Origin of the sequence: Pseudomonas syringae (genome assembly GCF_021605415.1) — a bacterium.
Taxonomy (GTDB): Bacteria; Pseudomonadota; Gammaproteobacteria; order Pseudomonadales; family Pseudomonadaceae; genus Aquipseudomonas; species Aquipseudomonas syringae_S.
The window spans coordinates 341,287-367,356 of sequence record NZ_WKEQ01000001.1; the positions used below are offsets into that span (position 1 = coordinate 341,287).

A 26,070-nucleotide genomic window follows, 5' to 3' on the forward strand; every position below is an offset into this window, starting at 1 on the left:
CGAAGAACTGTCCGCCGTCACCGAGCAGACCAGCGCCGGCGTGAACAGCCAGAAAGTCGAGACCGATCAGGTCGCCACCGCCATGCACGAGATGACCGCCACCGTGCAGGAAGTCGCGCGCAACGCCGAAGAAGCCTCGCAAGCGGCCGCCGCCGCTGACGGCGAAGCCCGTGAAGGCGACAAAGTGGTCAACGAAGCGATTGCCCAGATCGAACGTCTGGCCACTGAAGTGGTGCGTTCCACCGAAGCCATGAGCGTGCTGCAACAGGAAAGCGACAAGATCGGCAGCGTCATGGACGTGATCAAAGCCGTGGCCGAACAGACCAACCTGCTCGCGCTCAACGCCGCCATCGAAGCGGCCCGTGCCGGCGAAGCCGGTCGCGGGTTTGCCGTGGTGGCCGACGAAGTCCGTGGCCTGGCCCAGCGCACGCAGAAATCCACCGAAGAAATCGAAGGTCTGGTTGCCGCGCTGCAAAACGGCACGCAACAAGTGTCGGCCGTGATGAACAACAGCCGCGCCCTGACCGACAGCAGCGTGACCCTGACCCGCAAGGCCGGCTCGTCCCTGGAAAACATCACCCGCACGGTGTCGAACATCCAGTCGATGAACCAGCAGATCGCCGCCGCTGCCGAGCAGCAAAGCGCTGTCGCCGAAGAGATCAGCCGCAGCATCATCAACGTGCGCGATGTCTCGGAACAGACCGCTGCGGCGAGTGAAGAAACCGCAGCGTCGAGTGTCGAACTGGCGCGGTTGGGCAATCAGTTGCAGATGATGGTTTCGCACTTCCGCGTGTGATCTTCAGTCCGCGCTGAATCGGAAAATCGCGAGCAGCCGGCTCGCGATTCGCCCTCAATGGCACCCTCGATTAAACGCCATCCGCAATGCGCGTTTAAAGACACCTCGCGAAACGTCGTATCCCCCACAAAACCTTGCGCCATTGCCTACGGCTACGCCAGAATCCGCCGGCTTGTGCGTCTTGAGGTTGGTCGGTAATTTGGCTCGTATCACTGATTCCCAGTGATCGGGTTTAGCAGCCCGGCTAGAGATACGCGGCAGTACAGGTCTATCCAGTCAGGCATTTGCCTGCGCTCGATGGTGGCTGTGCGCATGGCATCTTCGGGTGCGCCGGAGGCTCGTATCTCTACCGGTCTGCTAACTTGCGCACAGCTGCCTCCTTTTCGTTTAGCAGCGAATCGGTTGTGGCCCGACTGGAGATACGCAATGTTCAAAGTAACGCCCAACCCGCCGATCACCGATCCGGCATCGCCCTACGAATCCCTCGACTCAAAAAAACTCAACGACGCCGCCGAACGCGCGCTCGATCATTACCTCAATCCTGCCGCGCTGATCATGTCCGCGCCCTACACCGCCAACGCCCTGTATCAGGCCAATCCCGACGCCGATATCGAAGCCTTGCTGGCCGACGCCAGCGAATCGCTCGGCTCGGCCACCGTCATGCTCAACAATCACGCGGCGCAAGTCGAGAGCACACACCGCAAGACGTTGCAGGGTATCGCGCAAGTGGTGATGCTGGCGGAATTGGCGGTGAACCGGGTGCTGGATAAGGTTGTGCCGGCAGGCTAGACCGCTGCGACGAACCTTCAGCCTCCGTTGAATCGGCAAACCGCGAGCCGGCTCGCCTCTACAGGTTTTGATGTGGAACGCAGATCTTGTGAACAACCAAAAAAACTGTAGGAGCGAGCCTGCTCGCGAAAGCGATCTCACTGCCGCCATCGATTAAACGCCATGCGCGACTACTGGCTCTGCGCGATAGGATTTTCCGCTCAGACACTAATCGCATTGGTAAACACCAACCGATTCCCGAACAGCTCATCCACAAAACCATTCAAGCCTTCCAAGGGTTGATCACGTCGAGGCCACTAAACTCAAAATCCTTCACATTGCGCGTAGCGATCAACAAAGCATGTGTCCGACAGATAGCGGCAATCTGAGCGTCAGCCATAGACGCCGTTCGTCCTTTCGCTTCGCAATGGGCTACGAGTTTCGCGTACTCGACGGCGGCATGGGCATCGAACGGCAGAATCCGATCCGCAAAATCTTCCTCAAACATAGCCATCGCCTGAGCCTCAAGCTTCTGTTTTCGCTTGCCGAAAGGAAGTCGGGCTACGCCGTGAAGTATTTCAGCGACAGTAATGGCGGTGATAGCAAGATCCATAGCCGGTTGCGCATCAATCCAGGCAAGTACTCTGATCTCGGGCTCGACCCGCATGAACTCTGACAGGACATTGGTATCGAGCACTATCATTCAGAGAAGTCCACCGCCGTCGCTTGTTCCGAACGGGAGGGTAAATCAAGTGCTTCTCCTCCCAGGTCTCGAAACCTGTTGCGGATTCGGCTTCCCAACCCTCCAGCCCGATCAACCGAGGCAAGTGCTCTCCCCAAAATCAAGCGAGCTTCTTCCTCCATGGAATGCCCGTTGAGGGCGGCAGTTATGCGGAGCTGCTCTTTGATCTCGTCATCAAGATTACGAATTGTAATGCTGGCCATAATGCCCCCTGCAATCAATGAAATCATTGATTGCAGACTAGCATAATCAGTATTTAGAGAAGTGAATTAACTGCCGAACGGCTCAAACACAAATCGCATTGGTAAACACCAACCGATTCCCGAACGGATCGGTCACGGTCATGTCCTGGCTACCCCAAGGCATCGCCTGAATCTGCGGGTGAGCGAATCGGTAATCCTTGGCCAGCAATTGTTGCTGGAACGCTTCCAGCTCATCGGTCTCGATACGCAGCGCAGAACCCGGCGTGCTGTCGCCGTGATGCCCGGTCAAATGCAGCACGCATTCGCCCCGGGACACTTGCAGGTACAACGGGAAATTGGCCTCGAAGCGGTGCTGCCAGTCGATCTTGAAGCCGAGAAATTCGACGTAGAACTCTATGGCTTTGTCTTCATCGAAGATCCGCAAGATCGGAGTGGTTTTGCCGAAGCTCATTCAAGTGTCTCCTGACTGAAAGGGCCCAGTGTAGAACGGGCGGGATGTCAGCGCTTCGGCTTGGTGGGCGGATTCTTTAATATCGTTGTGCCATCATTTTTCTAAAATCAAAGGATCGCAGCCTTCGGCAGCTTCTACAGGGACCGTGGGAAACCGGTGCGCAGGTCGCCTTCGCGGGCGAGGAAACGTCCTTGGCGGCGGCCATTGGCTTGACCGTCGCGATAGCTCAACACGCCGTTGATCCACACGCCGTCGATGCCTTGCGCGGCCCGCTGCGGGTCGTTGAAGTCGGCGACATCGCGCACCGTCGCCGGGTCGAACAGCACCAGGTCAGCCCAATGTCCTTCACGAATTTCGCCCCTTTCCTTCAAGCCAAATCGCGCGGCCGACAGACCGGTCATTTTGTACACCGCCGTGTGCAGCGGAAACAGGCCGACGTCGCGACTGAAATGTCCGAGCACGCGTGGGAAAGCGCCCCACAAGCGAGGATGCGGGAACGGGTCTTCCGGCAAGCCGTCAGAGCCGACCATCGACAACGGATGCGCGAGGATGCTGCGTACATCGTTTTCATCCATGCCGTAGTACACCGCGCCGGCCGGTTGCAGGCGACGGGCAGCGTCGAGCAACGAGACGCCCCACTCGGCGGCGATGTCGATCAGGTCTCGCCCCCCCATCTCCGGTTGCGGCGTCGACCAGGTGATGGTGATGCGATGGGCGTCGGTGACCTGCTTCAGATCCAGGGTCGATGAGCTCGCCGCGTAGGGATAGCAATCGCATCCGACCGGGTGAGTTTTCGCCGCCGCTTCCAGTGAGGCGAGCAGCTGCGGACTACGCCCCCAATTACCTGCACCGGCACATTTGAGGTGGGAAATGATCACCGGGGACTGTGAGTGACGTCCGATGGCAAACGCTTCATCCATCGCCTCCAGCACCGGTTCAAATTCGCTGCGCAAATGGGTGGTGTACACCGCGCCGAATGCGCTCAGTTCTTCGCTCAGTTGCATGACTTCGTCGGTGGATGCGGAAAACGCGCTCGCGTACGCCAGGCCCGTAGATAACCCGAGGGCACCAGCCTCCAGGCTTTCGCGCAGCTGCTCGCGCATCGCCGCGATTTCTGCGTCCGTCGCGGTGCGAAACAGGTCGTCGAGGTGATTGCTGCGCAACGCCGTGTGGCCGACCAGCGCCGCAACGTTGAGCGTGGTGTTGGCCGCTTCGACGGCGGCGCGGTAATCGCTGAAGCGCGGGTAAACAAACGCGGCCGCGCTGCCGAGCAGGTTCATCGGATCCGGCGGGTCGCCACGCAGGCTCACCGGCGCGGCGCTGATCCCGCAATTGCCGACGATCACCGTGGTCACGCCCTGGCTGAGCTTGGGCAACATCTGCGGTTGGCGGATCACCACGGTGTCGTCATGGGTGTGCACGTCGATGAAACCCGGCGCCAGCACGCGGCCGGCGGCGTCGATTTCTTCATCGGCGCTGGCGCCACGCAAGTCGCCGATGCGTTCGATACGACCGGCGCGGAGCGCCACGTCGGCGGTGTAGCCGGGGGTGTTGCTGCCGTCGATGATCAAGGCGTTGCGGATCAGCGTGTCGTACTGCATGTCAGTCTCCCAGCGGCAGGTGATCGTCGCCACCACGGTATTCGTCGAGGGCGAGCTTGATCCGTCGCAGCCGCTCTTGATTGCCTTCAGGATTGGCCAGCGCCAGTTCGGTCGCGAGCACGTCGATGGCGAGCAGCATGCCGTAGCGCGCCGCCGTCGGTTTGTAGATGAACGAGGTTTCGGCGCTTTGCAGCGGCAGCACGATGTCGGCCAGCCGTGCGAGATCGGAGTCGGCGCGGGTGATGGCGAGGATGCGCGCGCCGTAATTGCGCGCCAGCTCAATGGGCTCAAGCAGTTCCGGAGTAATGCCGGTCAGCGAGCAGACGATCACCACGTGTTCTTCACTGAGGCTGGCGGCGGTGATGCGCATCATCACCGTGTCATGGCACACCGAAATCGGGTAGCCGAGCCGCACCAGACGCACCTGCAATTCGTCGCTGCACAGTGTCGAGCAACCACCGACGCCAAACGCATGGATCATCCGTGCCTTGCCCAGCAGTTTCACCGCGTCGGCGAAGCGTGATTCGTCGAATGCCGCCAGATGCTGACGCAGGGTCGCTTCGACATCGCCGACGATCTGCCCGTAGAACGCAGACTGCTCGGGGGTGCCCGCCGGGTCGAGAAAACGACTGCCGACGCCGCTGGCCTGGGCCAGTTGCAGGCGCAGATCACGCAAGTCGCGGCAACCAACAGTGCGGGCGAATCGCGACAGCGTGGCGCTGCTGACTTCGGCCCGCAGCGCCAATTCGTCGAGGCTGGCGGAGGCGGCAAATCCTACGTCGTCGAGCAGCAGCCGGGCGATGCGTCCTTCACCGGCGCTGAAGGAATCCTGGCGCGAGCGGATGTGATAAAGGATGTCCATGCGTGGGGCTCCAGCTTAAATCAGGTAGGAAAGTCCGACGGTCAGGGCAAAAGCGACCACCGAAATAATCGTCTCCAGCACCGTCCACGTCTTGAAGGTCTGGGCGACCGTCATGTTGAAGTATTCCTTGATCAACCAGAAGCCGCCGTCATTGACGTGGGAAAAGATAACCGACCCCGCGCCGGTCGCCAGCACCAGCAGCTCCGGGTGGGGATAACCCAGACCAATGGCCACCGGCGCCACCACGCCGGACGCGGTGGTCATCGCCACGGTCGCGGAACCGGTGGCGATGCGCATCAGCGCAGCGAACAGCCAGCCCATGATCAGCGGTGACAAATGGAATTCATGGGCGAGACCGACGATCTGATCGGTCACGCCGGCATCCACCAGAATTCGGTTCAAACCACCGCCAGCACCGACCAGCAATGTGATGCTCGCGGTCGGCGCCAGGCATTCGTTAGTGAATTTGAGGATCGCTTCACGGTTGAAACCCTGGGCCAGGCCCAGCGTCCAGAAACTCAACAAAGTCGCCAGCAACAGCGCGATGACCGAGTTGCCTATGAACAACAGGAACTGGTTGAAACCGCTTCCCGGCGCGGAAATCAAATTGGCCCAGCCGCCCAGCAGCATCAACACCACCGGCAACAGAATGGTCGCCAGGGTGATGCCGAAACCCGGTAATTGCCGGCGCGGTTCGCGGTCGAGAAACTGTTTCTCCAGCGGGTTATCCGCCGGCAACTGAATGCGCGGCACGATGATTTTGGCGTACAGGGGGCCGGCAATGATCGCCGTCGGAATGCCGATGGCAATTGCATACAACAAGGTTTGCCCGACCGAGGCCTGATACGCCTGCACCGCCAGCATCGCGGCCGGGTGCGGCGGCACCAGCGCATGCACCACCGACAGACCGGCGACCATCGGCAGACCGACCATCAGAATCGACACGCCCACACGCCGCGCCACGGTGAAAGCAATCGGCACCAGCAGGACAAAACCGACTTCGAAGAACAGCGGCAGGCCGACCAGGAATGCGATGCAGACCATGGCCCAATGCGCGTTCCTTTCACCGAAGCGATCAATCAGCGTCCGCGCCATCTGCTCGGCCCCGCCGGACTCGGCCATCATCTTGCCAAGCATCGTCCCCAGCGCCACCACCAGCGCAATGTGCCCGAGCGTCTTGCCTACCCCGGCCTCATACGCCCCCACCACGCCGGACGGCGGCATCCCGGCGACCAGCGCCAGCCCGATGGAAATCAGGGTGATGACAATGAACGGATTGAGTCGGTAACGCGCGATCAACACGATCAGCGCAATGATGGCAACGGCGGCATAGACCAGCAGCCAATAGCCGAAGGTAGGCGTCATGCGGTACTCCTCGAAAGGGTCACGTCGAATGGGTTGTGAAACTCATAAAACATTTAAGAATCGAGTTTTCAAACGTCGTGAAAGTAATTTTCGTGGAGGGATAAGGGTTGTCGCTGAGAGATATGTGTTGTCGTAAATAATGAAAATCGAGCGGGGGATTTTCATCGTTTTCGAAAAGTCTCAAAACCCTGTGGGAGCTGACTTGCCAGCGATGACGATGGCACAGGCTCAATCTCTGCCGATGACACACCACTGAAACATGTAGGAGCGAGCCTGCTCGCGATGGCGGCCTGTCAGTCGATAATTGTTGGATGACACACCGCTATCGCTGGCAAGCCAGCTCCCACAGGAATCTCGGTGGGTGCAAAAACCTGCGCCATACCGAAAACCTGTGGGAGCCTGGCTTGCCAGCGATGGCGGTCCCACAGGCTCAATACCTGTAACTGACACACCACTATCGCTGACAAGCCAGCTCCCACAGGTTCGGTGTTGTTTATCTATTCACCAAGCGCTCACACCATTTCATTACGAATCCATTCAACCACCGATGTGCGCTTCGGTACCCAGCCCAGCCGTTCGCGGGCGTGTTTGCCACGTACGCGGCTGTTGGAGCCGAGGCCGTAGTTGGCCATTTCGTAGCCCCATTCGGCTTCGGCCTCTTTCAGCGGCCAGTCCTGTGCCTCGCCAAGATTGAGGGTCTGGGCCATGGCGGTAGTCATGTCAATGAACGATGCTTCACCGCTTTCGACGAAGTAGAACGTGCCCGGTACATTCCTGGTCAGCGCCAGCAGGTACAACGCCACCACGTCTTCAATGTGCACGTTGGACCAGATGTTCTGGCCCGTGCCGACGTGACGCACGATGCCGCTTTTGCGGGCCTGTTTGAGCAGGCGCGGCAGTTGCACGCTGTCCCGATTGACGCCCAGGCTGTGGCCGTAGATCAAGGTGTTGCAGATGACTGCCGAATTCACGCCTTCTTGCGCGGCGGCGAGGATCAGGTTGTCGATGGCCACACGGGCGGCTTTGTCGACAGTGGGCGCCGGCAGGTTGCCTTCGTAATAAATAACGTCACTGGATTTACCACCCGAGGCGTCGCCGACGATGCTCGAACCGCTGGTGTGCAGGAATATTTTATTCGAACCGCGCAGGGCGCCGAGCAAGGCTTCGACCGCGCCGCGATGGTCGCTGCTGGCGGCGTTGATCACGGCGTCGGCGGCGCGGGCCTGCTCGGCGAGTATCGCGCTGTCGTCGAGGGTGCCGATGACCGAATGGATGCCCAGGGCTTTCAGTTCGGCAGCCTGTTCGGCGCTGCGCACCAGACCGGTGACGGTGTGGCCGGCCTGAACCAGACCGGTGGCGATGGAACCGCCGATGAAGCCGGCGGCGCCGGTGACGAATACGTTCATGGAGGACTCTCCCTGCGGGTTAAGTGATGCAACGAGTATCGATGACCGATGCCCATGCAAACAGCCGCCGCCGCCCAAATCACTCTTGCGCAAGAATCACGAATCAGCCTTTGAAATTCGCATTGGCGTACGCCGCGAGTTTGCTCTGGATGAAGTCGAGGAAGCATTGAATCCGCAGCGCCAGTTGCGAGTTGCGGTAGAACACGGCGTTGATCGGCTGGCGATAACCGCTGTTGAATTCACCCAGCAACACCGTCAGGCGCCCGGCACGGATGTCGTCGATGGTCATGAAATGCGACAAACAAGCGATGCCCTGCCCTTCCAGTGCCAACTGCCGCACGGTCTCGCCGCTGGAGGCGCTGATGGCCGGTGTGATCGGCCAGCGGTCGCCATGCACGTAACGCAACGGCCACTGGTTGAGCCCTTCGTTCTGGGTAAAACCGAGCAGCGCGTGCTCGTTGAGATCAGCCACGGCTTGCGGTGTGCCGTGCTTCTCCAGATACGCCGGGCTGGCCACGATCAGCAGCGGACTGCAACCCAAAGATCGCGCGTGCAAGGTTGAATCGGCGAGGGGGCCAATGCGAATGGCGATGTCGGTGCTTTGTTCCAGCAAGTCAATGATCAGGTCATTGCTGTTGAGTTCGAGCAGGATGTCCGGGTAGAGACGGCGGAACTCATCGATGTAGGGCACGACGGCGTGGAGCATGAACGGTGAGGCCGCGTTGATTCGCAATCGCCCGGACGGGTTTTGCTGGCGTGAGGTCAGGCGCTCTTCGAGTTGATCCATCTGGTCGAGGATCAGCTTGGCCTGCTCGAAGAAATACTTGCCCTCCTCGGTCAGATCCATGCGCCGCGTCGTGCGGTTGATCAGCGTGGTATCGAGCTTGGCTTCCAGCCGCGACAGCGTGCGGCTGACCGCCGACGGTGTTTGCCCGACCTGCTCGGCGGCGGCGGAGATCGAGCCGCATTCGATCACGCAGACGAAAATCTGTAGCTCATCGGATCGGGCTTTCACGGGTGTCCTTTTTGAAATCGCCAAGAACGCCAGATAATAGCCCGAAACACTCAACCCTTGAGGCCGAACACCTCAGCCAGATGCTGCTCGTAACGCGCCACGTCCGCTTCGATGTTCGGGCGTTTCATCACGTCCACGCACAGGAAAGTCGGCAGGCCGGTCATGCCGAGGAACTCGTTGGCCTTATGGAACGGGAAATACACCGCGTCGACGCCTTTGGCTTCGAAGAAGTCGGTCGGGTCGTCAAAGGCTTGCTGCGGTGCGTTCCAGGTCAGCGACAACATGTATTGCTTGCCGTGTACCAGGCCGCCGCTGCCATATTTCTGCGATGCATCGGAACGGGTGCGACCGTCACTGGCGTAGAGGCTGCCGTGGCCTTCGGTAAAGACTTCGTCGATGTACTTTTTCACGGTCCACGGCGCGCCCATCCACCAGCCCGGCATCTGATAAATGATCACGTCGGCCCAGAGGAATTTCGCCACTTCTTCGGCGACATCGTAACCCTCGTCGATGAAGGTGGTTTTCACGTCGAGACCGCCGCGATCCAGCACCGCCAATGCAGTCTCGTGCAAGGTGGCGTTGTAGCGACCGTCGGAGTGGGCGAATTTTTTACCGCCATTGAGCAGCAGAACTTTTTTCATGAAAGCCTCGATTGGTTTCCACAGCCCAGCACAGCGGCCGGTTGAATGGAGAAGGTGAGAATTGGATGGCGGCAGATTAGCGATCCGCCTCGCGCGGAGAAAGCACCGATTACGCAAATATCATTTGATCAAAACGCACGAATCGACCATCTATTGTTGCCGTAGGATTGGCCGCCATCTGCTATCGAGGAATGTTTAATGTTGAGTGAACGCCAGGGTTTCATCCTGCACGCCAAGACCCGTCCGGAAAAATCCGACGCGTTTGAAGCGTTTTTCCGCGCCTATGTCGAACCGAGTCGCGCCGAACCGGGCTGCATCGAATACCACATGCTGCGCGACGTGGAAGACCCGTCGCTGTTCATCTTCTACGAAATCTGGGAAACCCAGGCGCATCTGGACGTGCATTCAAACCTGCCACACATGCAACAGTTTCTTGCTCAGCGCATGGAATACCTCGAGCGCGATTTCGATATTCGCCCGATCGAAATGCTCAGCGCGTCATCGGCTAACCGCTGATCAGCAAATGCGCGCCAAGCAGGCCCAGGCCGATGAAGAACACACGCTTGAACAGCACGGCGCTGATCCGCTGACGCAGCCATTGCCCGAGCCACATGCCGAGCACCGCCGGGATCAGCGCCACGAGTGAGGCGCTGAGTTCACCACCGCCCAGCGCACCGCGCCAGAGCAAGCCGCCAGCCAGCGCCAAGGTCGAGACCGTGAATGACAGGCCCAGCGCCTGCACCAGTTCATCGCGGTTCAGACCCAGCGCTTGCAGGTAAGGCACCGCCGGAATCACAAACACCCCGGTGGCCGATGTGATGACACCGGTGACTATGCCGCACAGCGGGCCGAGCCACGGTTCATGGCGAGTGTTGACCGTCAATGTCGGCAAAAACAGCCCGCTCAGCGCATAAAGCAACAACGCCGCGCCGAGCCCACGCACCACCCAATGCCCGCCCGCCATGCCGATCCACAGCGTACCGATGCCGGTGCCAAGAAAGATCGCCAGCAGCATAGGCCATAACCGTTTGATCAGACCCTTCAAATAGCCGCCGAATGCCAGTTGCCAGACGTTGGTCAGCGTCGCCGGAATAATCAGCAACGCCGCAGCCTTTGTCGGCGGCATAGCCAGACCGAGCAGGCCCATGGCGACAGTGGGCAGGCCGAGGCCGATCACGCCTTTGATCATGCCGGCGAGGATGAAGGTGATGATGACCAGTAGAGAAAGGGTCAGGCCAAGGTTTTGGTAGAAATCAGCGAGTGTGTTCATGGGGTGAGCATGCAGTCGAATGGGCATATTGAAAATCCGCCATATACTGAGGCTGCCTCTTGAATCTGCGGAGGCTCATCGTTCCCATGCTCCGCGGGGGAATGCAGCCCGTGACGCTCCGCGTCACCTGCCGAAGCGGACGCGCAGCGTCCAATGAGGCATTCCCACGCAGAGCGTGGGAACGATCAGCGAGCAGCCCATGCACTTCGACTTCACCGACCTGAGCCTCTATCTCAACATCCTCGACACCGGCAACATCACCGCCGGCGCCGCCCGTAGCCATCTCTCGCTCGCCGCCGCCAGTGCGCGCATCCGTGCGATGGAAGCGTCACTGGGCACCGAGTTTCTCCAGCGCGGCCGCCGTGGTGTCACGCCGACAGCCGCCGGTAAAGCACTGGCCCATCACGCGCGTATTCTTCTGCAACAGGCCGAACGCATGCAGCAGGACTTGGCCGACTACGCCCAAGGCGTCAAGGGTCAGGTACGGCTGCTGTGCAACACCACGGCGATCACTGAATACCTGCCCGAAGTGCTCGCGGATTTTTTACGCAGTCATCCCAATCTCGACATCGATTTGCAGGAACTGCCCAGCGCCCGCATCACGCATGCCTTGCGCCAGGGAGCGGCGGATCTGGGTATCGTGTCTGACGCGGTGGACACCACCGGCTTACAGACGTTGGCGTTTCGCGACGATCCCCTGGTGTTGATTCTGCCCCTTGACCATCCGATGTCCGGCGCGATGGACGTCAGCTTCAGCGAAGCCTTGCAACACGATTTCGTCGGACTCAGCGCCGACAGCGCCCTTGCGGTGTATCTGGAAGAACAGGCGCTGCACAGCGGCGCGCGCATGCAAATCCGCATCCGCGCCGATGGTTTTGATGGGGTCATGCGCATGGTCGCGCGAGGTGCAGGGTTGGCCATCGTGCCGCTGGCGGCGGTCGAGCGTGCGACGCCACAAGCCTTCAAATGTTTGCCGCTCAACGAACCCTGGGCACAGCGCACTCTGCAACTGTGCGCCCGGGACTTCAGCGCATTGCCGGCTTACGCGTGTGCCTTGTTACAATCCCTGAGCGATCCGCGCGCTTCTGGACAGCTGGATGTCGAGCACAGACAACTGCCGGGTTAACGGGCGCTATAGGGTGCAACTTCGTTCCTCACCCACACTGCCCGGAGTTGCCATGACCGCGACCGCACCTATCACCGTTCTTCGCGACACTCACCCGCTGCCGGTGCTCGACGCCTGCAAATGGGAAAAACTCGAAGGCGACCCGCACACCGTCAACCTCAACGCCTACACCAGTGAGGACGGCAGCAAGATCATGGGCACCTGGATCTGCACGCCGGGCAAGTGGTACGTGGAATACGTGAAGTGGGAATACTGCCACTTTCAGGAAGGCTACTGCGTCATCACCCCGGAAGGCATGGCGCCGATTCACCTGCGCGCCGGTGACATCTTCGTCATCGAGCCGGGCATGAAAGGCACGTGGGAAGTGGTCGAAACCGTGCGCAAATATTTCGTCTTCGCCTGACAAAAAAATCGCAGCCCCGACGCCGCGCCCTGTAGGAGCTGCCGAAGGCTGCGATCTTTTCCCCCGATAAAAACCCGGAAACCGGCCCGACGCCGATCTCCGGAAACACCCCACTCACTGGGGTTTGCGATAGCTATTAATGATCGCGGAAAAATCCTTGCCCCCGTCCCCGCGCTGGCTCATCGCCTGATACAACTGCTGCGCCACCGCGCCGAGCACCACCGGTTGGTGCGCCTGACGTGCCGCTTCCGTCGCCAGCCCCAGATCCTTGAGCATCAACTCGGCACCAAAGCCGCCGGTGTAACCACGCGAGGCGGGCGCCGTTTCGACGATCCCCGGCCAAGGGTTGTACATTTCCGAACTCCAGCAGCGCCCGGTCGAACTGTTGATGATCCCGGCCAGCACGCCCGTGTCGATTCCCAGTGCATCGCCCAACGCCATGGCTTCACTGACACCGACCATCGAAATCGCCAGCAACAGGTTGTTGCAGATCTTGGCGATCTGCCCGGTGCCGACGTCGCCGCAATGCACAATGTTGCGGCCCATTTGCGCCAGCACCGGCTGCAAGGTTGCGAACAGCTCCGGCGTGGCGCCGACCATGAACGTCAGGGTGCCGGCCGTTGCACCGCCAGTGCCACCGGACACTGGCGCATCCGCCATGGCCACGCCCTGCTTGGCCGCAGCCGCCGCGACATCCCGGGCGGTTTGCGGGTCGATGGTGCTGCAATCCACCGCAGGCACGCCCTTGCCGATACCGGCCAGCACGCCATTCTCGCCAAGCCATACGCTGCGCACATGCACGGCGGCGGGCAACATGGTGATGACCAGTTCGGCGTCTTCTGCCGCGTCCCGCGCCGAGGCGCGGATGACGCCGCCCAGTTGTTCAAGCTCGGCCAGCACAGTCGTGTTCAGGTCGACCAGGTTCAGCGAGTGGCCGGCCTTGATCAGGTTGCGCGCCATTGGCGCCCCCATGTTGCCGAGTCCGATAAATGCGATTTTCATGTCCCGATCCTCAGCGCAGGTTGATGGTAGTGTTCACGCCGTCATTGACACTGTCGTCATCGAACCAGCGTGCCGTGACCGTTTTGGTCTGGGTGTAGAACTGCACCACTTGCTTGCCGTAAGGGCCAAGGTCGCCGAGTTTTGAGCCACGAGAGCCGGTAAAGCTGAAGAATGGCACAGGCACCGGAATCGGGATGTTGATGCCGACCTGACCGACATCAATTTCCGTCTGGAATTTACGCGCCGCCGCGCCGCTTTGAGTGAACAGCCCCGTGCCGTTGCCGAACGGGTTGGCGTTGACCAGCGCGATGGCTTCATCGAGCGTGGCGACTTCCAGCACCACCAGCACCGGGCCGAAGATTTCCTGGGTGTAAATCTGCATGTCAGTGGTCACCCCGGAGAACAGCGTCGGGCCGACGAAGTTGCCCTGCTCGTAGCCCGGCACGCTGATGTCGCGACCGTCCAGTTCAAGTTTGGCGCCTTCCTTGATGCCGCTTTCGATCAAGTCGAGAATCCGCGCCTTGGCCTTTTTCGAGATCACCGGCCCCACGTCGGTGCCCGCTTCGTTGCCGGCATTGACCTTGAGTTTCTGCGCCAGCGCTTTGAGATCCGGCAACCATTGTTTGGCCGCGCCCACCAGCACCACCACCGACGTGGCCATGCAGCGTTGCCCGGCCGCACCGAAACCGGCGCCGACCAAGGCATTCAAGGCTTGCTCACGATTGGCGTCCGCCAGCACCACCGCGTGGTTTTTCGCGCCCATCATCGATTGCACACGCTTGCCATGTTTACCGGCAAGGTCATAAACGTGCGTGCCGACCGCCGTCGAACCAACGAAGGAAATCGCTTTGATGTCTTTATGCGTGCAGAGACCGTCGACTACGTCCTTGCCGCCATGCACCACGTTGAGTACGCCCGCCGGAACGCCGGCCTCGATGGCAAGTTCGACCAGCAGCATGGTCGACAGCGGATCCTGTTCGGACGGTTTGAGTACGAAGGTGTTGCCGCAGGCGATGGCCATCGGGAACATCCACAGCGGAATCATCGCCGGGAAGTTGAACGGCGTGATGCCGGCGCAAACGCCGATTGGCTGACGCAGGGTATAGGTGTCGACGCCGCCGGCGACGTTTTCGGCGAACTCGCCCATTTGCAGGGTGCCGATGGAACAGGCGTGCTCGACCACTTCGAGGCCTCGGAAAATATCTCCCTCGGCGTCGGCAATGGTCTTGCCCTGCTCGGCGCTGAGTACCACGGCGATACGCTTGGAGTGTTCGCGAATCAGCGCCTGCAGCTTGAGCATGATGCGCATCCGCGCGCCGATCGGGGTCAGTTTCCAGGTCTGGAATGCGCGCTGGGCGGCGCTGACGGCGGCATCGACTTCAGCGGCGGTGGCGAACGGCACCTTGGCCAGCACTTGCTGGGTGGCCGGGTTGACGATGTCGTGCCATTCAGTGGTCTGGGATTCCACCCACTCGCCGTCGATCAGCAGTTTGACGGTTTGCACAGTGGTTTCGTTGGGCGTGAGCGAAGCGTTCATGCGGATCTCCTGGACGTTGTTTTTATCTTCAGGGAGCCAAGACGATAGTTCGCCTTGTGATGAGCCATGTGTCGCGAATTGGTTGTCGGACGGTTTTTGGAGTATAGATGTGCAAACTTCTAATAAGAACGCACATATAAGCCCGTCCATCATGCAAAAAAACATCACGTCTTTAGGCTCGCTGAACTGGGATGACCTCAAGTTTTTTCTTGAAGTCGCCCGCACCCGCAAGGCCAGCACCGCCGCCAAACGCCTGGCGGTCGACTACACCACCGTGTCGCGGCGCATCAGCTCGCTGGAATCGGCGCTGGGCACGTTGCTGTTCGAAAAGTCGCGCACCAGCGGCTTCGTATTGACCGCCGAAGGTCAGCGATTGCTGGGTTATGCCGAGTCGATCGAAAGCACACTGCACATGGCATGCGAGCAGGTTTCAGGCTCCGGCGTGGCATTGTCCGGGCATGTGCGCATGGGTTGCACCGAAGGGTTCGGCAGTTTTTTTATCACGCCACAATTGAGCCGTTTCGTCGACGCCTACCCCGCCATCTCGGTCGACATCCTGCCGCTGCCGCATTTCATCAGCCTGTCCAAGCGTGAGGCCGATATCGTCATCGCGTTGGAGCGCCCGGAACACGGGCCCTACGTGTGCTGCAAACTCTGCGACTACCGCTTGCAACTCTATGCGACCCAGGACTATCTCGATAACCACCCGCCTATCCGCCGCTCGGCTGATTTGGGTGAGCACCGATTCATCAGTTACGTCGACGACCTGGCGTTCAGTTCCGAGCTTCTCTATCTGGCCAATGTCCTGCCTGGCGCCAGCGCGCACCTGCGCAGCACCAGTGTGATCGCGCAATTCGTCGCGGCGCAGCAGGGGCGCTCCCTGGCCATTTTGCCGTGTTTCCTCGCGGCACAGGATCCGCGCTTGCTGCCGGTGCTGGCGGAAGAAATCGACATCACCCGGCAGTTCTGGATGTACTGCCGGGAGGACCTGCGCAAGTTAAAGCGGATCACCCTGTTGTGGGAGTACATCCGTGAGGTGACCGAGCACAATCAGGGGCTGTTGATGGGGGAAAGTCGGCAGATGCGTTTTGCCGATTAATCGGTGCTGACCACAATCGCCACGCGACCAGACCCCTTCTCGAAGTTTTACCTGCACAGTCGCCGATTCACTCACCTGCGGCGGCGCCGTCCTCAAGTTCCAGCATCAATCCGCTCAACCGTTTAACTTTGCGTTGTACAGCTTCTTCAAACACACCGACACGGGGTTCGATCAGGGTGAACCAGTGCTTGGCCCGCGTGATGCCGGTGTAGATCAGTTCTTTGGTCAGCACCGGATTCAAGGCATCCGGCAGAATCAACGCCGTGTGAGCAAACTCGGAGCCCTGGGATTTATGCACGGTCATGGCGTACACGGTCTCGACGTCATTGAGCCGACTGGGCAGCACGAAGCGCACGCCGCCCTTGCCGTCATTGCGCGGAAACGCCACGCGCAGAACCGCTTTGCCCTCGACGCCGTCACGTTCCGGTAGTTTGAGGGCGATGCCGATGTCGCCATTCATCAACCCGAGCCCATAGTCGTTGCGTGTCATCAGCACCGGGCGCCCCTCATACCATTGCTGATCGTTTTCAATCAGCCGCGCTTTGAGCAAGGCATCGGTGATGCGCTGGTTCAAACCTTCAACGCCCCAAGGGCCTTTTCGTACCGCGCACAATAGCTGAAACGTGTCGAATGCTTGCAAGACGTTTCGAGCCCAGTCGAGCCAGTCGGAATGTTCAAGGAGCGTGCCCGGCGCCGGGCGCTTGTCACGCAATACGCTGAGGTAATGCCGATAGCCGTGAGGGCCATCGCTGTGGCCATCGAGTAACAGGGTTTCGAGCTTGCGATCCTGCTCGCCACTGAGCTTGCGACTGTAAACGTCCCGATAATGACCCTCGGTGAGCAACTGCCGCGCCTGATCCGGCAACTGTTGATTGACCCGCCGTGCAAGCTGACCAATGCCACTGTCTTCGCCGAATCGCCGTGAGTGGCGCAACATCACCACTTGCTGCGCCAATGGGTGCGTGCCCTCGGTGTCCTCGCGCAAACCACTGTCCTGCAAGGATTCGCCGCTCACCGACTCGAGCCATTGGCGCGTCTGCGGGCTGTACCACCCCGCTTCAGCGTCGCGGCACAAATCACCCAGCACCGCCCCCGCCTCCACGGACGCGAGTTGATCCTTGTCTCCCAACAGCACCAGACGGGCGCGAGGCGGCAGCGCATCGAGCAAGTTGGCCATCATTTCCAGGTCGATCATTGACGCTTCATCGACCACCAGCACATCCAGCGGCAAACGGTTGCCGGCATGGTGACGAAAGTGCCGGGTACCTGGACGGCTGCCGAGCAGGCGGTGCACCGTGGTCACTTCGGTGGGAATTCTTTCGCGTACGGATTCGGCGACGTCCAGCGACTGCACCTGCTGACTGATCGATTCGGTCAACCGCGCAGCAGCCTTGCCGGTAGGGGCTGCCAGACGGATTCGCAATGGCTGGCCTGCCTCGACCGCAGGTGCCTGCAGCAAGGCCAGCAGACGCACCACTGTGGTGGTTTTGCCAGTGCCCGGGCCGCCGGTGACGATGCTGAACCCGCTGCGAGTGGCCAGGGCGCAAGCGAGTTTTTGCCAGTCGGTGACCGCATTGTCTTGCGAGGCGCCGAACAGCCCGTCAAGGCGTTGTGACAGATCGGCCGCCGGGATTTCCTGCTCCGCGAGGCGCTGGCGCAACGCGTCGTCGATGCGTCGCTCGTAGGCCCAATATCGGCGCAAATAAAGACGCTTGCCCGACAACACCAACGGGCGTTGCTGCGCAGATTCGCTTTCATCTTCGGACAGCGCCACCAACGGACTGATGCTCAACGCCTTGCACCAGCGCTCGCCATCCAGGGCTTCGAGCAATTGCGACGGCAACAATAAAGGGCCGACTTGCTCGTCCCCTTCCGGTGGCAAGGAAAGGGCAAAATCCGGCGCCTTGAGGGTTTCGTACAGATCCAGGCAGACATGACCATGACCGAGTTGATGGCTGGTCAGTGCCGCAGCAAGCAACACCAGTGGGTCGTCGTCGGGCGCCAACTCATGAAGGAAAGCCACGAACGCCTTGTCGAGCGCTCGCAACCAGCCGCGCTCGACCCATCGGGTCAGTAACAGCAACAGATCGTCGGCGCGTGCCAGCGGCGTCAGCATGGCCAGGCTGTCGGCAGTCAGCGGGGTCGGTAAAAGATCGGCGAGCGTGCGGCTCATAGCAATTCTCCCTGTTCCCAGGCGGGTTCGGCTTTGGGTTCAGGTTTGCCCTGAAACATCCGATCCAGACGCTCGATCAGTTCCCGTGGCGGGCGTGCGAAATACACACCGCGGCTGGCGGAACGGGTTCCACGCAAAAACATGTACAGCGCGCCACCAATGTGACGTTCGTAATCGTAATCGGCCAGTCGAGCCTTGAGTTGGCGATGCAGTGCCAAGAGGTAGAGCACGTATTGCAGGTCGTAGCGGTTGTCGAGAATCGACTGTTCCATGGCCGGCACCGTGTACGCAGCGTCATCGGCGCCGAGCCAATTGGACTTGTAATCAGCGACGTAATAGCGGCCTTCGTGCTCAAAAGTCAGGTCGATGAAACCTTTGAACATACCGTTGAGCACCACCGGTTCAGCCGCGACTCGCGCCACTCCGTTGTGTGTGCGCTGGCGCACCAGTTCGTCGAGTTTGAGCACATCGACTTTATGGCTGGCGAACCAGAATTCCATCTCGACGCGGTGCTGTTTCAACTGTTCAAGGATCACCGGGGGCTGTCCGGCGCCGACAGACAAAGGCGATTTGAGCAGGTGCTGCAGCCAATCGCTCAACGTGCTGATCCAGCCTTCCCAGCCACGTAAATTGCAGCGTCGGGCGATCGCGTCTTCAAGCGGTTTGCGATTGGCGGAAAAGTTTTCTCCTCCTGCCCACTCCAGCAATCCGTGAAGAAATGTTCCTGGATTCGGCCCTCTGGGGAATCGGTGGATATCGGCGCCGCCGGCAATGATCTCCAATGGCGCGTCAGGATCGAGACGCTCATCATCGAACAACTTTTGCGCTTGGGGACTCTCCGGCGCTTCGCTGCTGCCGACGCTCAACACGTCGCTGATGCGCAGCGCGCTGTAGGAAGCAATCCACCAGTTCTCGCTGGCCTTGCGCTTTGGCAGCAGCGCGGCACTTAAAATCGCGTCGTTGCGCGGCGGAAGATAAATGTCGGACGTTGCTATGGGCATGTCGCCATATTTCACGACCGGATTTCCTTGGGCGATATCTCTGAGCCACAGGGTCAAACCCGCCGACTCGGCCAAGGATGCGCCACCGCCCAATAAATAGCCGAGTGCCGAAAGATGCAGCACAGAAGCACTGTTATTGCCTCGCTTCAGGTCCGCCACCCCAAGCCAGCAAGCGTGCTGCGCGCGAGTCAGTGCGACATACAGCAGCCGCAGATCTTCGGCCAGACGCTCATCGTCGGCCTGGATAATCAGTTCGGCGGTCGGTTTGAGACTCACCTGCGCCTTGCCCGTGGCGTCATGGTAATGCAGCGGCAAGCGGCTGCCGTCCACTGGCTTCGCCGAGCAGATGAAGGGCAAAAACACCAAGGGATACTCAAGGCCTTTGGACTTGTGGATGGTCACGACCTTGACCAGTTGCTCGTCGCTTTCGAGGCGCAGGATCTGCTCCTCACCGGCCAGGCCTGACAACGCCAAATGCTCTGCCAGATGACGAATCAGCGCCTGCTCGCCGTCCAGTTCGGCGGCCGCTTGCTGCAGCAATTCCGACAAATGCAGCAGGTTGGTCAGTACCCGCTCGCCGTCGCTACGGGCGATCAACTTCTGAGGCAGATGAAAATCGTGCAGCAGCCGTCGCAGCATCGGCAGCACACCCTGCTTTCGCCACAGTTCACGGTAGCCCCGGAACTGCATGACCCGCGACTCCCAGGACAATTCATCCTGGTTCAGTTGCTCGAGTTCACTTAAGGACAGATTCAGTGTGATACAGGCCAGCGCCGCTCGTAATGAACGTTCGACGTCCGGTTCGGCACAGGCCTTGAGCCAGGCCAACAGATCGTGGGCTTCCTGGGCGGCGAACACCGAATCCTTGTCTGAAAGATAAACACTGCGCACCCCTCGTGCCGCGAGTTCTGCACGGACGGCCTGGGCCTCTTTGCCGTCGCGAACCAGGATGGCGATATCCGAAGGACGAAGACCTCTGAACTCTTTACCTTCCTGCAAGAAACCGGCATCGGCGGTTTGGCCGCCATTGAGCAGACCGGTGATTTCACTGGCACAGGCGCTCGCCAGTTGCTGGCGGTAGACCGCGCCGGACAAGGGTTGATCGGAAGACAGCTGCCAGATGTTCAGCGCCGGGACGGGTTGCCCATCAATCTGCAACTGTTCTCTACGGCCCTGGGATTGAACAGGCTGGAATGGCACCGGGTTGTCGCCATTTTTTTCTCGAAACAAAAAAGCGCCGCGTCCCTGCTCACGGGACTCGGCGCTTTCAAACAGGTGATTAACCGCGCTGACCATGCCATGGCTGGAGCGGAAGTTGGTGCCCAAGGTGTGCAGTCGACCCGTTGTAGCCTGACGTGCGCGCAGGTAGGTGTAAATGTCGGCACCTCGGAAGGCGTAAATCGCCTGCTTCGGATCACCGATCAGGAACAATCCACACTCGGGGTCATTGTCTTCTATGCGATAAATGCTCTCGAATATCCGGTACTGCACCGGGTCGGTGTCCTGGAATTCGTCGATAAGCGCGACGGGGAATTGCTCGCGAATCAACGTGGCCAACCGTTCACCACCTTCGGCTTGCAGCGCGGCGTCGAGGCGCAGGAGCATGTCGTCGAACCCCATCTCGGCACGGCGACGTTTTTCCTCTTCGAAGCGTGTGCCCACCCAACTGGCAGCGTGCTGGAGAACAGCGGCATCCGGGGTCGGCAGCGCGTCGAGACTGGCTTTGAGCCCGACCATTGCGGTTAACGCAGGATGATCCGGCGCCTGACCTTTCCAGGCTTCGGCCATGCCGTCGGGCGTGAGCCGGGTAAAGCCGGTTCCAATATCGAGAAGTTCGAGCACTTCATCCTCGGCCCAGGCTTTGAGCTTTTCGCACCACGGTTCGAAGTAACGCGCCTGCATCTTGCGTCCATCCACCAGCTTGCCTGCCACACCTTGATGACAAATCGTCAGCAGTTCACCCGCCCACTCGCACCAGGGTGCCTTGAGTTCAACCAGAGCGGCACGCCGTTCTTGCAGGCATGCCTCGATCAATTCTGCTGGTGTTCTGCTTTCGTCACGGTTTTTCTCAGTGGCGAATAATCCACGGATTTTCGGCAACAGCGCCGCCGGACCACCCCAATTGTTACGAACCCAATTGAGGGCATCGCCTTGCATCGGATAGCAGAACAAGCGCCAGTAATCACGGAGCACTTCACCCAGCAAATCGCTGTGATCGGTTTCCAGTGTTTGAGTGAACAGGCTGCCGCTGTCGAACGCGTGCTCACGCAGCATGCGCTGACACCAACTGTGGATCGTCGAAACCGCCGCCTCGTCCATCCATTGCGCGGCGATGTCCAGACGGTTGGCGCAGCCTGCCCATTGATGCGGTTCAAACTCCTCGCGCAGCTGGAAGATCAGGGCGTCGGGCGCTGATGTTTCGTCACGGAAGAAACGAGCGGCTTCGGCCAGGCGTGTGCGGATGCGCTCACGAAGCTCCTTGGTCGCCGCATCGGTAAACGTCACGACGAGGATTTGCGGTGGTAACAGTTCTCGGCCAAAACCGGTCGCCTCGCCACCATGCCCGAGGATCAAACGCAGATACAACGCGGAGATGGTAAAGGTCTTGCCCGTGCCGGCACTGGCTTCGATCAACTGGCTGCCGCGTAACGGAAAAGCGAGTGCCAAAGGTTTTTGGTCAGTCATGAGCGCGGACTCTCGCTGTTCAACGAGCGCCACGGCGCTTCAAATAAAGGTCGGTACAAGGCGTCGCACCAACCGTTGAAAGTCTCGTCCGCAAGCAACGCGTCGTAGTCCGGAAACTGACGGGACAGCGCCGGGTTCTCCCGCCGCTCCCCGTCGCTGGTTTGTCCGTCGCCTTCATAGGCTTTGCGAGCTACGGCGTCGGCCTTGTGTGGATCACTTTGAGACAACCAGGCGAACGCGGTTTTTACTGCCACCGGCAGCGGCTGACGCATGCCTGACTGCCATGCGAGCAGCAGGTCATCGAGCAGTCGCAAGGCCCTGGCTTTTTCCATGGGTTCGAGCAGCAATGTGTCATCGCTTGCAACAAGGGCCGTCGTCAAAGGCAAGCCACCGGCACAGGCTGCCAAATGGCTCACCCAGGGTTTGATCAAGCGGTGCCACTTTCGGGTTTTGATTGAGCCGATACTGTTTGGAATCGTGGTGACCGCAAGCATGCCACCATCGGCACGCTGATGCAGGCCGGCCAGCCAGCCCTCTAGGTGCAGTTCGAGCCTTTCCAGGCTAACTTCTACCGTGCTGGTCAGAGGAGTCGGCCACAACGCCAAAAGCTGCTGGTATCGGTGCAACAGGTCAGGCAATGGTTCGATCAGTTCCCGCTGCAGGCAATCACCGAAACCGGCCATGGGCAACAGGCCGCTGTTTTGCAAACGCCTGGCCTGGCCTTCGAGGGCATGTTGAATGTTCTCGGGCTGCCTGAGAGCGGCTTCGAGCAGGCTGTCGCTTAGGGTGTAACGCTGCAGCGCGTCAAGAACGAATGGCTCTTCATCCGCCAGGGGCGCTTCGGCGGCTTCGAAATAGACTTTGAGTCGTTGATTGAAAAAGTGCCGAACCGGGTTGCGCAGGAAATCCTGCAGCAGGCTCAGGCTCAGCGGCTCTTCCTGCGAATAGGGTTTGAGTATTTCCGTCTCGCTTTGCATCTCCTGATGCTGATGAAGCACCTGCCATTCGCCGGCATAGCTGAACAGAGCATCGCCTTCATGAAAATATCTGGCACTGAATGGCTGCAGCGGATGTTCCTCGGTCATTGCGTCCAGCAAGTTTCCTTGTTCATCAGGCAAATGCCAGCCACCGGCCAGATGATCACGCAGTTGCCCGATCAGAACAGACGCAGGCCTTTCGCTGTTATCGCGGATGCTCCGACCGACCCAACTGATATAAAGCTGCTGACGCGCAGATAGAAGCGCTTCCAGCAGCAGATAGCGGTCGTCCTCGCGCCGGGAGCGATCGCCTGGACGGTAATCGCTGCCCATCAAATCGAAGTCCAGAGGCGGCTGAGCTCGTGGATAATCGCCGTCGTTCATGCCCAGCAAACAGACAAGTTTGAATGGAATGGCGCGCATGGGCATGAGCGTACAAAAATTGACCGCACCGGCTAGAAAACGCTGCGACAAACGGCCCTGATCCAGCCCAGCGAGCCAGGCTTCGCGAACCACAGTCAACGGGAGCTCATCCTCCAATCCGACGGACTCGCAAGTCTCCAGCCAGGTTTCACGTAACGCCTCCAACTGGGTGAGCATCAAGTCATCATGTTCGTTGCTCGCTTTGAAGAACAGTTGCATCAGCGCCTGCAAACGCACACCCCAAGCTTGCGGCGTTGTTGGCTCAGTGAGTTCCTGATGGGCGAGTTCCAGCGCATCAAGCAGTGCAACCAGCGGCCCGATCAATGCCGCATCGAGTCCGCCGATTTCATCGTAAGGCTCGATGCCGGAACAGGCATTGGAACTGCCCACTGCATAGCCAAGCAACATTCTTCGAAGGCCGAAGTGCCAAGTGTTTTGCTCAAGCTCATCGGGCAGTCCCAATCCTGCTCGCTGCTCGGCATTCATTCCCCAACGCACGCCTGCGCCTTCGATCCAGCGATGGAGCGTCGGCAAATCACGCTCCTGCACACCGAAACGGGCCCTAAGTGCAGGAACGTCGAGTAAATCGAGAATTTCACTGACGGGGAACCGGCTGTCCGGAAGCTTGAGCAAATGCTCGACGGCTATAAGCAGCGGTTCACGGCCCCGTTGCCCCTGGTCCGCCAGCGTGAAGGGAATGAAGCGTGGATCCTGCCGGTCAAGCTGCCCGAATACAGCGCGAATATGCGGCGCATAACTATCGATGTCAGGCACCATGACAATCACATCACGGGGACGTAACTGGGGATTTGCACTGAATCGCGCCAGTAACTGGTCATGAAGAATCTCCACTTCACGCTGCGCGCTGTGGGCAACGTGAAAGCGGATTGATTCATCCTGCGCCGGATCGACCGCCGGCCAGCGTTCGCGTGTCTCAGCGAGCGGACGCAATTCAAGAATGTCATCCTGTAATTGGTTGAGCATGTTGTGCGGTTGCGCGTCGCTGAACAGGTCGATGCGTTGATCCCGAAACGCCGCACGATAGCTGCCGGGATCGTCGTAGCTGTCGAGCAGGTTGATATAGTCCCGTCCTTGCTTGCCCCAAGCCGCTAACAAGGGATGGGCATGCTGATGAAGCGTGTCCGGATCGAGTACGACAGGCATGCCATCTTTGCGAGCCTGACGCTTGTATTGGTGCCGTAATAAATCCTTGTCAGCCACGATGTCGGCCCAATGGTGCCGACATGGGTTATGGACGCAAAGGAGAACCTGGCTGAAGCGGGCGAGTCCTGCGAGAGCCTCTAGTACTTGAGCGGGCAGTGATGAAATGCCAAAGACGATAACCCTCGAAGGCAGCCCTGTCGGAGGTGTATCAAGCTCGTTGATGCGCTCCATGAATCGCTGATGCACTCCGGCACGGCTTTGTGCCATGCCTTCTGACCCCACATCTCCCAGCAGTGCGCGCCACAATTCAGCCTGCCAGCAATTGGTTGGAGACAGCGGTTTGATCTCACCCCTTACATTACGCAATTGGTGACGACCTTCCGCCCAGTCCTCAAGCCAATCGGCGCGATACACCTGATATTGGTCAAAGAGATCCGCCAAGCGCTCCGATAATTGATAGCGCTTGCGCAGGTCAGTGTCGTGGGTCAGGAAACGCTGCAAGGGTTCGAAATGCGGGAGATCGATGACCAGGGGCAACAAGCGCATCAAACGCCAGGTCAGCGGTGCTTTATCGAGTAAGGACTTGGCGGGAATTTCCTCGCGGCCGAGAACCATCCGGTAGAGCTGCCACATGAAACTGCCCGGCAATTGAACATCAATGGCTGCCGCGATGCCGCATCCACCGAGATCGTCGTCTTCAGGGTCTTCGGCCAGCGCCAGTTTTAGCCACTGGGCAATACCATTGCTTTGGACGAGGGCGATTTCGTTTTCCAGGGGTGCCAGCGGATAGCGCCGCATGATGCTGATCACCAGGCTGCGCAGTTCGTCCAGGCTATTGCTCTGGACTACCATGAATGCAGCGTTGAGGGACTGGGTGTCAGGCATCAAGTTGTCCTTGGGAAAGTGCAAAAGCCAGGCAGAACCTTAGCATTGTCAGCACGTTGTGACAGCTCGGAGGTGTCGGTGAATGCTGTAAGAACTTTCTTGCAGACAAAACAAAACCCCATCTGCTTTCGCAAATGGGGTTTCGGAATTTAATCTTGACGATGACCTACTCTCACATGGGGAAACCCCACACTACCATCGGCGATGCATCGTTTCACTGCTGAGTTCGGGATGGGATCAGGTGGTTCCAACGCTCTATGGTCGTCAAGAAATTCGGGTACTGAGTCGTGACCAGATGGCCTCGCTTCAGCAAATTGGGTATGTGACAGCTTTCGGTGTTTTGTGAGTATCGAACTTTCGGTTCATTGCGTCTTCACACACCGCAATCTGATGCTCTTTCGAGTATTCAAATTGCTTGGGTGTTATATGGTCAAGCCTCACGGGCAATTAGTATTGGTTAGCTCAACGCCTCACA

21 protein-coding genes and 1 rRNA gene are annotated in these 26,070 nt (G+C 59.6%); 6 read left to right on the top strand and 16 right to left on the bottom strand.

Translation table 11 applies throughout. The features are described 5' to 3' along the window. Nucleotides 1-82: 82 nt before the first annotated feature. A complete protein-coding gene (locus GIW69_RS26285; protein WP_496570883.1) occupies nt 83-796 on the top strand; it encodes a methyl-accepting chemotaxis protein in 714 nt (237 codons plus the stop codon). Between the two features lie 426 nt (nt 797-1,222). Further along, a complete protein-coding gene (locus GIW69_RS01570) occupies nt 1,223-1,585 on the top strand; it encodes a DUF6124 family protein (RefSeq protein WP_236480379.1) in 363 nt (120 codons plus the stop codon). A 262-nt stretch (nt 1,586-1,847) separates the two neighbouring features. Here GIW69_RS01570 and GIW69_RS01575 read toward each other — a convergent pair whose 3' ends face one another. The 9 genes from GIW69_RS01575 to mdaB form a co-directional block, all read right to left on the bottom strand. Further along, nucleotides 1,848-2,267 carry a type II toxin-antitoxin system VapC family toxin gene (locus GIW69_RS01575; RefSeq protein ID WP_236480380.1) on the bottom strand — a complete coding sequence of 140 codons (420 nt, stop codon included), beginning with the start codon at nt 2,265-2,267 and terminating at the stop codon, nt 1,848-1,850. Beyond that, on the bottom strand, nt 2,264-2,509 hold the full coding sequence (locus GIW69_RS01580; protein ID WP_236480409.1) for a FitA-like ribbon-helix-helix domain-containing protein: 246 nt from the start codon (nt 2,507-2,509) through the stop codon (nt 2,264-2,266). The genes GIW69_RS01575 and GIW69_RS01580 overlap by 4 nt, the downstream gene beginning before the upstream one ends. 82 nt (nt 2,510-2,591) lie before the next feature. After that, on the bottom strand, nt 2,592-2,960 hold the full coding sequence (locus tag GIW69_RS01585) for a glyoxalase superfamily protein (protein ID WP_236480381.1): 369 nt from the start codon (nt 2,958-2,960) through the stop codon (nt 2,592-2,594). A 134-nt stretch (nt 2,961-3,094) separates the two neighbouring features. Next, nucleotides 3,095-4,561, bottom strand: coding sequence for a D-aminoacylase (locus GIW69_RS01590; protein ID WP_236480382.1), 1,467 nt, complete (start codon nt 4,559-4,561; stop codon nt 3,095-3,097). 1 nt (nt 4,562) lies between these two features. Beyond that, nucleotides 4,563-5,423 (bottom strand): MurR/RpiR family transcriptional regulator, encoded by an 861-nt coding sequence (locus GIW69_RS01595; RefSeq protein ID WP_236480383.1) that lies wholly within the window; start codon nt 5,421-5,423, stop codon nt 4,563-4,565. A gap of 15 nt (nt 5,424-5,438) precedes the next feature. Continuing rightward, nucleotides 5,439-6,788, bottom strand: coding sequence for a GntP family permease (locus tag GIW69_RS01600; RefSeq protein WP_236480384.1), 1,350 nt, complete (start codon nt 6,786-6,788; stop codon nt 5,439-5,441). A 512-nt stretch (nt 6,789-7,300) separates the two neighbouring features. Continuing rightward, nucleotides 7,301-8,194 carry an NAD-dependent epimerase/dehydratase family protein gene (locus GIW69_RS01605; protein WP_236480385.1) on the bottom strand — a complete coding sequence of 298 codons (894 nt, stop codon included), beginning with the start codon at nt 8,192-8,194 and terminating at the stop codon, nt 7,301-7,303. Nucleotides 8,195-8,297: 103 nt separating this feature from the next. Further along, nucleotides 8,298-9,209: a LysR family transcriptional regulator gene (locus tag GIW69_RS01610; protein WP_236480386.1), complete on the bottom strand. Its 912-nt coding sequence runs from the start codon at nt 9,207-9,209 to the stop codon at nt 8,298-8,300. Nucleotides 9,210-9,259: 50 nt separating this feature from the next. After that, complete coding sequence (mdaB, locus tag GIW69_RS01615; RefSeq protein WP_236480387.1) at nt 9,260-9,850, bottom strand: NADPH:quinone oxidoreductase MdaB; 591 nt, start codon at nt 9,848-9,850, stop codon at nt 9,260-9,262. Between the two features lie 201 nt (nt 9,851-10,051). Here mdaB and GIW69_RS01620 point away from each other — a divergent pair, with 201 nt between their 5' ends. After that, on the top strand, nt 10,052-10,366 hold the full coding sequence (locus tag GIW69_RS01620; protein WP_236480410.1) for a putative quinol monooxygenase: 315 nt from the start codon (nt 10,052-10,054) through the stop codon (nt 10,364-10,366). On the opposite strand, the gene GIW69_RS01625 is transcribed toward GIW69_RS01620, so the two are convergent. Then, nucleotides 10,356-11,120 (bottom strand): sulfite exporter TauE/SafE family protein, encoded by a 765-nt coding sequence (locus GIW69_RS01625; protein ID WP_236480388.1) that lies wholly within the window; start codon nt 11,118-11,120, stop codon nt 10,356-10,358. The two genes, GIW69_RS01620 and GIW69_RS01625, sit on opposite strands and share 11 nt — an antisense overlap. A 199-nt stretch (nt 11,121-11,319) precedes the next feature. Here GIW69_RS01625 and GIW69_RS01630 point away from each other — a divergent pair, with 199 nt between their 5' ends. Together GIW69_RS01630 and GIW69_RS01635 are read left to right on the top strand one after the other, a co-directional pair. Then, nucleotides 11,320-12,246 carry a LysR substrate-binding domain-containing protein gene (locus GIW69_RS01630; RefSeq protein ID WP_236480389.1) on the top strand — a complete coding sequence of 309 codons (927 nt, stop codon included), beginning with the start codon at nt 11,320-11,322 and terminating at the stop codon, nt 12,244-12,246. Nucleotides 12,247-12,298: 52 nt separating this feature from the next. Continuing rightward, nucleotides 12,299-12,649, top strand: a complete 351-nt coding sequence (locus tag GIW69_RS01635; RefSeq protein WP_236480390.1) for a cupin domain-containing protein — start codon at nt 12,299-12,301, stop codon at nt 12,647-12,649. Nucleotides 12,650-12,763: 114 nt separating this feature from the next. Here GIW69_RS01635 and mmsB read toward each other — a convergent pair whose 3' ends face one another. Together mmsB and GIW69_RS01645 are read right to left on the bottom strand one after the other, a co-directional pair. Then, nucleotides 12,764-13,651 carry a 3-hydroxyisobutyrate dehydrogenase gene (mmsB, locus tag GIW69_RS01640; RefSeq protein WP_236480391.1) on the bottom strand — a complete coding sequence of 296 codons (888 nt, stop codon included), beginning with the start codon at nt 13,649-13,651 and terminating at the stop codon, nt 12,764-12,766. A 10-nt stretch (nt 13,652-13,661) separates the two neighbouring features. After that, on the bottom strand, nt 13,662-15,188 hold the full coding sequence (locus tag GIW69_RS01645) for a CoA-acylating methylmalonate-semialdehyde dehydrogenase (protein WP_236480392.1): 1,527 nt from the start codon (nt 15,186-15,188) through the stop codon (nt 13,662-13,664). A 151-nt stretch (nt 15,189-15,339) separates the two neighbouring features. Between GIW69_RS01645 and GIW69_RS01650 the strand changes: the two genes are divergently transcribed. After that, nucleotides 15,340-16,287 carry a LysR family transcriptional regulator gene (locus GIW69_RS01650; protein ID WP_236480393.1) on the top strand — a complete coding sequence of 316 codons (948 nt, stop codon included), beginning with the start codon at nt 15,340-15,342 and terminating at the stop codon, nt 16,285-16,287. A 67-nt stretch (nt 16,288-16,354) separates the two neighbouring features. Here the strand turns inward: GIW69_RS01650 and recD are convergent, their stop codons facing one another. The 4 genes from recD to rrf form a co-directional block, all read right to left on the bottom strand. Continuing rightward, entirely contained in the window at nt 16,355-18,460 is a 2,106-nt protein-coding gene (gene recD, locus GIW69_RS01655; protein ID WP_236480394.1) for an exodeoxyribonuclease V subunit alpha, read from the bottom strand. Next, on the bottom strand, nt 18,457-22,146 hold the full coding sequence (recB, locus tag GIW69_RS01660; RefSeq protein WP_236480395.1) for an exodeoxyribonuclease V subunit beta: 3,690 nt from the start codon (nt 22,144-22,146) through the stop codon (nt 18,457-18,459). Before recB ends, recD begins: the two co-directional genes overlap by 4 nt. After that, nucleotides 22,143-25,595, bottom strand: a complete 3,453-nt coding sequence (gene recC, locus GIW69_RS01665) for an exodeoxyribonuclease V subunit gamma (RefSeq protein ID WP_236480396.1) — start codon at nt 25,593-25,595, stop codon at nt 22,143-22,145. Before recC ends, recB begins: the two co-directional genes overlap by 4 nt. A gap of 153 nt (nt 25,596-25,748) precedes the next feature. Continuing rightward, nucleotides 25,749-25,864, bottom strand: a 5S ribosomal RNA gene (gene rrf / locus GIW69_RS01670). Nucleotides 25,865-26,070: the final 206 nt, after the last annotated feature.